The sequence below is a fragment of the Cupriavidus sp. 05N40 genome (assembly GCF_056397305.1).
This window is the reverse complement of the sequence record NZ_JBFTND010000267.1, coordinates 1-9,162: the sequence shown is the minus strand read 5'-3', so window position 1 is coordinate 9,162 and position 9,162 is coordinate 1. Positions and strand designations below refer to the sequence as shown.

Sequence of the window (9,162 nt, the reverse complement as noted above, 5' to 3'; positions counted from 1 at the left end):
GCATCGAACTGAACATGTCACCTGGCGCGGACGATGCTTCGTCGGTCGAAATGCTCGGCCGGTGGCCTAGCGCGAGCAGGCGTAGCGTGGCAAGGTCGCCTAGGCCCATGTTGAGTTCCGTCTCCGGAGAGATCGACGTCGTGCCACCCGTATCGATAATTAGTTGCATCTCGTCCCGACTGAGCATGTTGCAATGCACGTAGGTCGTGTCATTCGACAGCAGTCCGCGCCGGTGCAGTTGTTTCATCGGGTCGACGTGCCAGGAGCCAACGCCGACATGCATGGTGATCCTCAGACCGAGATCGCGTACAAAATGGAACTCCCGCTCGGTGATTTCGAGCGTAGTGATCTCGGGACCCCGGGCGGCGAACGCCATCGTCAGAAGCTGGTCGCTCGAAGAAAAGTACCGCGTCTTCATGCGCCGCACATCATTCAGGTCGGTGATCGTCATGTTGGGGGGCAGGTTGTCGTCATTGGCATTGCCGTAGCCCCATACCCCTCGGATACCGGCGTCGCGAAGACCGAGGAAGGCCTGCTCGGCGTGGTCCGGCGTATTGTTGTTGTGGCACCAGTCGTATAACGTGGTGATGCCCGAGTTCATCGCTTCGTCGCCTATACGAAGCTCCCCAATCGCCTTGTCGTTGCTGAGGATGCTGCCTCCCCGGATCAACGTGCGCTTTTGCTTGTTCACAGTCATTCGAATGTCTCCTCTTGGTGTTATGGAACTCCGTGGCCGCCGTGACCAAAGTTGTCACCTAAACCACGCGTTGGTAGAATTGGACACTTGTCGCCTCGTCCCGGTGACCAACGGCCCGGCATTCTGCCTTCGGTCAACCATGTCCCCATTTAATGAGCCGTGCGCGGAACGGTCAATCTGTCGCGGAATGATGTTCCGTACATTAAAATTCACATTAGAGGGGCGGAACCGTGTCTTTCGTGTCGCGGAGCATTGCAGTTGATTTATGGCACCGGATTAGTGAAGCTGAGTTTCGCCCGCGTCTAAGCAAGGGAATATGTGGCCCTCTGGACGGGATGCAGCCAACTTGTGTACTGGGCTGTTTCTCCTAGTGACTTCCTATTCACGACGTCCGGCAACACATGTTCGGCTTGATGCTCCACGTGCATGCGCCCACCGTCCGCGCGGACCTCGAGCGGGCCTCCGTGCTTTCGCGAGCCCCCAACTTTAATGTGACGACTAATGCCTGTGATACACGTCGTCGCCCAATCCGGCCGCCGGAGATTTACGTCAGCATCAGACGACCCCTGAGGCACGGAACGCATCGATCTCCTCCGCCGCGTAGCCGATTTCCCGCAGGACCTCGTCGGTATGCTCGCCAATCGTGGGCGGCCGGGTGTCGATGGCCGGTGGCGTGCGGGAAAGGCGGGCTGGAGGCGAAACGATCGGTACCGGGCCGTGCAACCCCGGGTACTCGATCCAGGTGAACGCACCGGATGCGCGGATTGAGGGGTCCTCGAGCGCCTCGCGCGGTGAATAGACAGGACCGGCAGGGATCTTGGCAGCCTCGAGTTCGGAAAGCGCCGCTTCGCGCGTGCGCGACGCACACCATTCCGACATCATCTTGCTCAACGCGTCGCCATTCTCTCCGCGCAGGAGGTCGTCCGAGAATCGCGGGTCGTTCATCAGATCCGGTGCGCCAACCATGCGCGCCCAGCGTTTGAAGAGGGATTGGCCAATCACCTGCACGATGATCCAGCCGTCTGCGACGCGAAAAATGTCGGACGGGCCGGCGATCGGACTACGATTTCCGGTGGCCTGGCGGTTAATCTGAAGCGTGGCCTCCTCGATGAGCACTCCGCTCGAGAGATTCAGCGCTGTCTGCAACAGGGACGCATCTACCGATTGGCCTTTGCCGCTGCTACGACGTTCATATAGGGCCATGACGGTACCAAGCGCACTCGATAATGCGGTAGAAAAATCAACCACCGGCACCATAGCCTTCGTGGGACTGCCCGGTTGGCCGGAGATATGGACCGCCCCGCTCATCGCCTGGCCGATGCCGTCGAAGCCGACGCGGTGGCTCGCATCATCGTGCGTACCGAATGCCGTCGACGCGGTCAGGATGATATCGGGCTTGACGGCACTGATGGTCGTGTAGTCGAGACCGAGATTTGCGAGCGTATCTGGCGGCATGTTCGCGATCACGACGTCGGCCGTTTTTAGCAGACGCTGCACGATTCCCCGTCCACCGGGGCTGTCGACGTCAAGCGTGAGCGATCGTTTGTTGCGATTGACCTGCAGGAAAAATGCCCCTTCGCCAGTGTCGGTCACCGGCATGACGAAGCGATCTTCGCTACCGCCGACACGGTCAATGCGAATCACATCGGCGCCGAAGTCGGCGAGGAGTGCTGCACAGAAGGGGCCAGCGATATAACGGCCGAAGTCGAGGACGCGAATACCATCAAGTACCTTAGACATCATGTAATTTCCGTTGCCCTGGCGTTAGATCGCAACCTTCTGCGAGAATGCAGGGGCGCGCTTTTCTCGAAACGCCGCAACGCCCTCGATGACCTCGGGCCCGGAGAATCCGAGCATTTCAAGGGCAAGCGAAGCATCGAACGTCGGGCCCGCCTGGCGTAGCCAATTGTTCAGCGCGTATTTCGTCCAGCGAATCGCCGTCGGCGCCCCCTGGGCCAAGCGAGTCGCGATGGAAAGCGCGGTCTCCTGGAGCTCCGACTCGTCCACCGCGACAGACACTAGGCCCATCTGTTCGGCTTTTTCCCCACTAACCGGCTCGCACAACAGCAGGTGATACTTGGCTTTCGCCATACCGCACAATAGCGGCCAGACAATTGCGGCGTGATCACCGGCAGCTACGCCCAAACGCGTGTGTCCATCGACAAGTTTGGCTGTGCGCGCGGCGACGGGAATGTCGGCGAGCAAGGCGGCAACGAGCCCCGCCCCCACCGCGGAGCCCTGGATAGCAGAAACGATCGGCTTGGAACAGTTGACGATGTTGTAAACAAGATCCTTCGCTTCTCGCCAGACACGGGAACGCACTTCGAACGAGTTAATCATCGTTTCGACCATGTCGAAGTCGCCGCCGGCTGAAAAGGAACGTCCGGCGCCGCAAAGCAGTACCGCGCTAACTGTCTCGTCGGCATCGATATCGCGCCAGACGCGCGCGATCTCATCATGCCCGCGCTCATCGAGTGCGTTGAGCTTCTCGGGTCGGTTCAGTGTCACTCGCAGTACACCCGCTGCCGGACGGTCGAAGGCGAGTCGCGTGTAGGCTTTGTAGACAGGGTTGAAGTCGATGCCGTTCTCAGACATTTCATTTCCTTGAAGGATCGCCGTTGGATGCAGGGAGGGCGATCCGGGATGTGATGAAGTTAGCCGACAGATCGGCGAGAAGTAATCCCGCCGTCGACAGTGAAAATCGCGCCGGATGTGTAAGCAGACTTTTCCGAGGCGAGATAGACAAACAGGTCCGCGACTTCGTCGACCGTTGCAGCGCGACCAAGTGGATAGTTCGCGAGCAGTTCGGTATAGCGATCCGCGTCGCCGAGCAGGCGTTGCGCGTGCCCTTTTAGTACCTTGTTGATGCGATCGGTATCAACCGGCCCAGGGTTTACGCCGACCACGCGAATGTTATCGTCGGCGAGACTGCGGCCGCCCAGGGCTCGCGTAAACGCCATCAGTGCCGCATTCCCGGTCGTACCGGCAATGTAGTTGAAGTCGAAGTTCTCACCGCCGTTGCCAATGTTGTTCAATATCACGCCGCCACCTCGGGCCTTCATCACCGGGTACAGTGCGCGAGTCAGGTTGATGTACCCAAATACTTTCAATTCCCATCCCGCGCGCCAACGCTCCTCGTCGACATCCCAGAGGTTGCCTCCTGGAATGGCGCCTGCGTTGTTGACCATGACGTCAGTTGTCTCGCCGAACTGCGCGACTTCGGCCACAGCGCCGGGCAGCGTCATGTCGATCGCGAGGATGTCCGCCTCGACATCATGTTCCGCGGAGACCTTGCTTGCGATCGCGGCAAGCTTTTCCCCCGAACGCGCAACTAGCCGCAAATGGCAGCCTTCCCGGGCGAACGCCCATGCCAGACCTTCGCCAATACCCTGCGAGGCGCCGGTGATCAAGACGGTTTTGTCTTTAAGATTCAGGTTCATCTTCTCTTCCTCCCGGCGCTTTGACACCGAGTCGGTTCGTGAAARGGCGGATTGCGCGTCAATGCTGCGCAGCGAGACGGATTTCCTCGATTGCAGCCGGATTGTCGAGCGATGACAGATCGCCCGCCGGCTGGTCGGTGTAGATGCTGCGGATGACGCGCCGCATAATCTTTGAACTCCTCGTTTTGGGCAGTTGGGTTACAAGATGCATCTGGCTCGGGCGAAACGGACGGCCCAGCCGCTCATCCACGTGTTGGGCTACATCTCGGCGCAATTTGACCTCGTCGCCATCCCAATATGGCGCCGGGATCAGGAATACGACGAGCTTCTGTCCCTTGACCGGATCGTCGACGCCGATGGCGGCCGCTTCGGACACCGCAGACAGCTCAAGAAGTACTTCCTCGATTTCCGCGGGGCCGACGCGCTTGCCCGCAAGCTTGATCGTGTCGTCGGAGCGACCGAGGAGAAAATAAGTGCCGTCTTCGCGCCTCATGGCGAGATCACCATGGACCCAGATGCCGGGAATTGCGTGCCAGTAGGATTCCAGATAGCGGGCGTCGTCCTGCCAGAACGAGCTAGTCATGCCCACGAAGGGCCGTCGAATCGCGAGTTCGCCCACCGCGCCGACAACAGGGTTGCCGCTTGCGTCGACGACATCGGCCTCGACCGACGGCGAGGCGGTGTTGAATCCGCCCGGACTGATCGGCCGCACCACCACACTCGATAGCAATGCCCCGGATACTTCTGTCCCGCCGGTGTAGTTGATCACAGGCCGATGTCCGCGTCCGAACGCGTGCTGGAACCAGGAGAAGTGCTCGGGATCGATACCCTCGCCGGCCGTGATCAGCAGACGAATCGACGATACATCACCTTGTGTCGCGATCCTTGCATTGGCGGCGAGACCACGAATCAGGGTCGGTGCGGAGCCGAAATGGGTCACGCGGTGACGCTCGATGAGCCGCGACATGCGCGACCAATCGGGAAAATCTGGGGCGCCGTCGTAACACACCAGCGTAGCGCCGCTTAGCAGCGCGCTCGACATGACCAAAGAGCCAGCGATCCACCCCATGTCAGCGGGCCAGCAAAAGACGTCGCCGCGGCGGACATCGAAATGAACGGCGGCGTCGTGAGCGATCTTCAGTGGAAAGCCACCATGGGTATGGACCGCGCCCTTCGGCTTTCCCGTGGTGCCCGATGTGTACACTATCATGAAGGGGTCGACTGGCGACATCCCCGCGGGCTCCGGCGACGGCGGCGCGGCCCTGGCGATGTCCTCCCATGCGACAACCGTCTCGTTGAAGGTGATGTCTTCGCCGGCATGCTTCCAGACAACCGTCTGGATCTCGGGCAATCTGGTCAGTGCTTCGGCAACTAACTTACGCGTATCGACCCATTTCCCCCGGCGGGAGAATCCGGTAGTCGCGATGAGCTTGCTGGTGCCGCACGATGAAAGACGGGACACGATTGCGTCGACGCCAAAGCCGCTGAACAACGGAACAGCAATGGCACCGTGCCAGGCTAAGGCGAGCATCGTGACCGTGGCCTCGACGCCATTCTCCATCAACAGCCCGACCCGATCGCCACGTTCGATGCCAATCAATGCCATGCCTGCGGCAAACGCCGCCACACGTTCCCTCAGTTCAAAAAAAGTTACGCGCTGTACGCTGCCATCCTCGCGCTCTGCAACGACAGCGGGGCGCTGGGCCATCTCGACGTCATCGGCCCACTTGAAGATCGACTTGACCCAGTTTAGGCGCCCCCCTGGAAACCAGTTGGGAAATTCAAGACCATTGGATGAGTCCAGATACGCGTCGTACTTGGTGTCCCACACCACGCCGCAGAAATCCAGCACGGTATCCCAGTAAGCCTCTGGCTGAGCATTGGAGAACGCCAGCAGTTCGTCGTAGCTGTCGAGACCAAGCCGCCGCATCAACGCAGTAACGTTTGACGAGGCAATATCGTCGGCCGTCGGTTGCCATGCATCCCTTAGATAGTCACTCATCGAAAATACACCTACAGAACACAAGATTCATTAAATGGAAAAGGGGCGACTATGCTATGCACCCCTGCCGGCAACGGCGTCTCCGACGCCTCGGCTCAGGGACTGATTCCTGAGATTTTCCCGCACCGCATCGCCGACTCCACGAGGACCACGCTGGCGTTGCCGCAGACGGTCACGCATACGACTTCGTGGCTACTAGCCGTCTTTGACTCGCTCTCGACGAGACCGCCGCACCGGGTCACCTTGTCACCAAAACGCGGGGCGGAAGGAATTGGAATTTGCCCGGGCCCACATACGTCTCGACGCCTCGATAGGGGACAGGATTTGACTACGTTGCCGATGCGCATCTGACTGGGCGTATCTCGTAGTGCAGGATCCTTGTAAACATTTCTCATTGCATGTCTCCGAACGTGGCGGCGCCACGTGTCGACCCGGCGCGTCTTTCAGACCAAAAGTCATTCACGGGCGGTTTCTGTTTTTCATCGTGCGCGACGCCTGATGGCAAGTCAATGTTCTCCCACATTGCGTTCCGTACTTTGAAAACTCTGGATTGAGCTGGGCTAGCCGCTCTGCATTGCCAGGGACCTCGTGTCGGGGCCACGCCATACACAGCGGTTTTTCGAAGTACGGAATGGTTCTTGACTTTGCATTGACGGAGGTATCGACGGACGTCCATTGTGGGAAAAGACAGATCACCCCCCTGTGCCTCGCGATCATTGCATTAGTGCTTCGCAACGCCCTTCTCCGCGAGGTCGACGAGGTCCAGCCCCACTAGCAGGAGACTTTCGCATGACCCAATCGTTACTTGCCCTTAAGCCTACAAAGCTATCATGACGATCGTTGGCGACATCGCGAGCCTGGACTTGGCAGGCTGGGTCCGCCCAGGCGACACCGTCGCCTGGGGGCAGTGCTCTGCGGAGCCCGTGACGCTCACGCGCCTGCTCATGGCACAACGCCACGCAGTAGGTGGGCGTTTCACTGTGTTCATCGGCGCCAGTTGGAGCGACACGCTGCAGCCAGCGTTCGAGGATGTGGTGGACTTCCGCTCATACTGCGGTACAGCTCAGAATCGGCAACTCGCCGAAGCCGGGGTTCTCGACATCTTGCCGGCTCATTATTCATCATTGGAGAAAGTGCTGACTGAAGGTCCGTCAAAGGTGGACGTGCTGCTGTTGCAGGTCGCGCCCCCGGATGCTGACGGCTGCTTCAGCCTGTCCGCGAGTCACGAGTATCTGGTGCCCCTTATCGATTCGGCGCGCGTGGTGATTGCGGAGGTCAATCAGCAGGCGCCATGGACCTACGGTCCACGGAGGTTGGTCAAGACGGACTTCGATCTGCTCGTTGAGTCGTCGCGGGCGTTGCCCGATGCGCCGGCAAGCCGAGCCGGGGACGTCGAGCTGGCGATCGCGTCGCATGTGCAAGGGCTCGTCGATGATGGCGCCACCGTGCAATGTGGCATCGGCGCCTTGCCGGAAACCGTGCTGGCAGCCCTGTCCGGTCATCGCGATATCGGGATTCACAGCGGCGCGATCGGCGACACTGTCGCGGAGCTAATGCGCCGGGGCGTGGTCACCAACGCCCGCAAAACGATCGACTTCGGCGTAACAATTGCCGGCACGATCATGGGCTCAGCGGACATTCATCGGTTTGCGCACCGCAATCGCGCTATCCAGTTCCGCGCCACGAGCTATACGCACGACATTCGCGTGCTCGAATCGATTGACCGGTTTGTGGCGATCAATGCGGCCATCGAAGTCGACATAAGCGGACAGGTCAACGCGGAAGTCGCGGGCGGACGGTATCTCGGCGCCGTCGGCGGCGCCATGGACTTCCTGCGTGGGGCGCGGCGTTCGCGTGGCGGCCTGCCGATCGTGGTACTGCCGTCGCGTGCTGGCCGGCATGCCCGGATCGTACCCAGGATTGCGGGACCGGTTAGCACGCCGCGCAGCGACGCCGCAATCATCGTGACCGAGTACGGCGTCGCTGACCTACGTGCGCTCACTCTTGCACAACGTATCGACGCGATGATCGCGATCGCGCATCCGGAGGATCGCGACGAACTTGCGCGCGCCACAGTGCCGGGCGCGCGGAAACCCACATTCAAGGAGATTTCATGAGACGAGCTGCCATTGTGGCACCCGTGCGCACCCCCGTCGGCACATTCGGCGGCAGTTTGCGCGGGGTTCCGGTTGAAGCGCTGACGAGTACCGTCATCCAGGCGGTACTAGCGCGCTCTGGCATTGATCCGGCGCGCATTGACGACGTGGTGTTTGCGCAATCGTATGCCAACAGCGAAACGCCTTGCATCGGCCGCTGGGCCGCATTGCACGCCGGGCTGCCGATCGCGGTGCCGGGCATGCAACTCGACCGACGCTGTGGAGGCGGCCTGCAGTCCATCGTTACTGCCGCGATGATGGTTCAGAGTGGAGCCGCCGATGTCGTTCTCGCAGGTGGAGTCGAGAGCATGAGCAATATCGAGTACTACTCGACCGACATGCGCTGGGGCAAACGCTCCGGTTCGGCGCGCCTGCTCGACCGGCTCGAACGTGGACGAGAGCGTTCGCAGCCTGAGGAGCGCTTCGGCTACATCTCCGGAATGCTAGAAACAGCCGAGAACCTCGCGCGCGAGTACGGCATTTCCCGGGAAGAAGCCGATGGGTTCGCCGCCCGGAGCCACGCGCGTGCGGCGGACGCCTGGGAGAGTGGGCGGTTCGACGATGAGGTCGTACCGGTCTCAATCCCGCAAAAGAAGGGTGACGAGCTGCTGTTTGCGCGTGACGAAGGTATCAGGCCCGGGACCACTGTGGAGTCGCTTTCCAAGCTGCGCCCGATCAGCAACGGTGGAACTGTGACGGCCGGAAACGCGAGCCAGCAGAACGATGCCTCAGCCGCGTGTCTCATCGTCGCCGAGGACAAGCTCGACGAACTTGAACTGTCGCCGATGGGGTACCTGGTCGGCTGGGCTGCGGCAGGGTGCGAGCCTTCGCAAATGGGCATTGGTCCCGTGCCTGCAGTTCAACGCC

General features: G+C 60.6%; 7 protein-coding genes. 2 read left to right on the top strand and 5 right to left on the bottom strand.

Annotated elements, in window-relative coordinates; translation table 11 throughout:
• The 5 genes from AC1DO7_RS36940 to AC1DO7_RS36920 all read right to left on the bottom strand — a co-directional run.
• Positions 1–697: amidohydrolase family protein (locus AC1DO7_RS36940; RefSeq protein ID WP_477117279.1), on the bottom strand; the 697-nt coding region annotated here is incomplete at its 3' end.
• Between the two features lie 555 nt (positions 698–1,252).
• Positions 1,253–2,440 carry a CaiB/BaiF CoA transferase family protein gene (locus tag AC1DO7_RS36935; protein ID WP_441622609.1) on the bottom strand — a complete coding sequence of 396 codons (1,188 nt, stop codon included), beginning with the start codon at positions 2,438–2,440 and terminating at the stop codon, positions 1,253–1,255.
• A gap of 21 nt (positions 2,441–2,461) precedes the next feature.
• On the bottom strand, positions 2,462–3,292 hold the full coding sequence (locus AC1DO7_RS36930) for an enoyl-CoA hydratase/isomerase family protein (protein WP_441622607.1): 831 nt from the start codon (positions 3,290–3,292) through the stop codon (positions 2,462–2,464).
• Between the two features lie 59 nt (positions 3,293–3,351).
• Positions 3,352–4,137 carry an SDR family oxidoreductase gene (locus tag AC1DO7_RS36925; protein ID WP_441622605.1) on the bottom strand — a complete coding sequence of 262 codons (786 nt, stop codon included), beginning with the start codon at positions 4,135–4,137 and terminating at the stop codon, positions 3,352–3,354.
• Between the two features lie 58 nt (positions 4,138–4,195).
• A complete protein-coding gene (locus tag AC1DO7_RS36920) occupies positions 4,196–6,139 on the bottom strand; it encodes an AMP-binding protein (RefSeq protein WP_441622603.1) in 1,944 nt (647 codons plus the stop codon).
• Between the two features lie 830 nt (positions 6,140–6,969).
• Here AC1DO7_RS36920 and AC1DO7_RS36915 point away from each other — a divergent pair.
• Positions 6,970–8,256, top strand: coding sequence for an acetyl-CoA hydrolase/transferase family protein (locus AC1DO7_RS36915; RefSeq protein ID WP_441622601.1), 1,287 nt, complete (start codon positions 6,970–6,972; stop codon positions 8,254–8,256).
• Positions 8,253–9,162: acetyl-CoA C-acyltransferase (locus AC1DO7_RS36910; protein ID WP_477117278.1), on the top strand; the 910-nt coding region annotated here is incomplete at its 3' end. The genes AC1DO7_RS36915 and AC1DO7_RS36910, both read left to right, overlap by 4 nt.

Excerpts from the sequence above, each read along its gene's own strand:
- AC1DO7_RS36915 (WP_441622601.1), top strand. The coding sequence starts at position 6,970 with ATGACGATCGTTGGCGACATCGCGAGCCTGGACTTGGCAGGCTGGGTC.
- AC1DO7_RS36930 (WP_441622607.1), bottom strand. The coding sequence starts at position 3,292 with ATGTCTGAGAACGGCATCGACTTCAACCCTGTCTACAAAGCCTACACG.
- AC1DO7_RS36920 (WP_441622603.1), bottom strand. The coding sequence starts at position 6,139 with ATGAGTGACTATCTAAGGGATGCATGGCAACCGACGGCCGACGATATT.
- AC1DO7_RS36925 (WP_441622605.1), bottom strand. The coding sequence starts at position 4,137 with ATGAACCTGAATCTTAAAGACAAAACCGTCTTGATCACCGGCGCCTCG.
- AC1DO7_RS36935 (WP_441622609.1), bottom strand. The coding sequence starts at position 2,440 with ATGATGTCTAAGGTACTTGATGGTATTCGCGTCCTCGACTTCGGCCGT.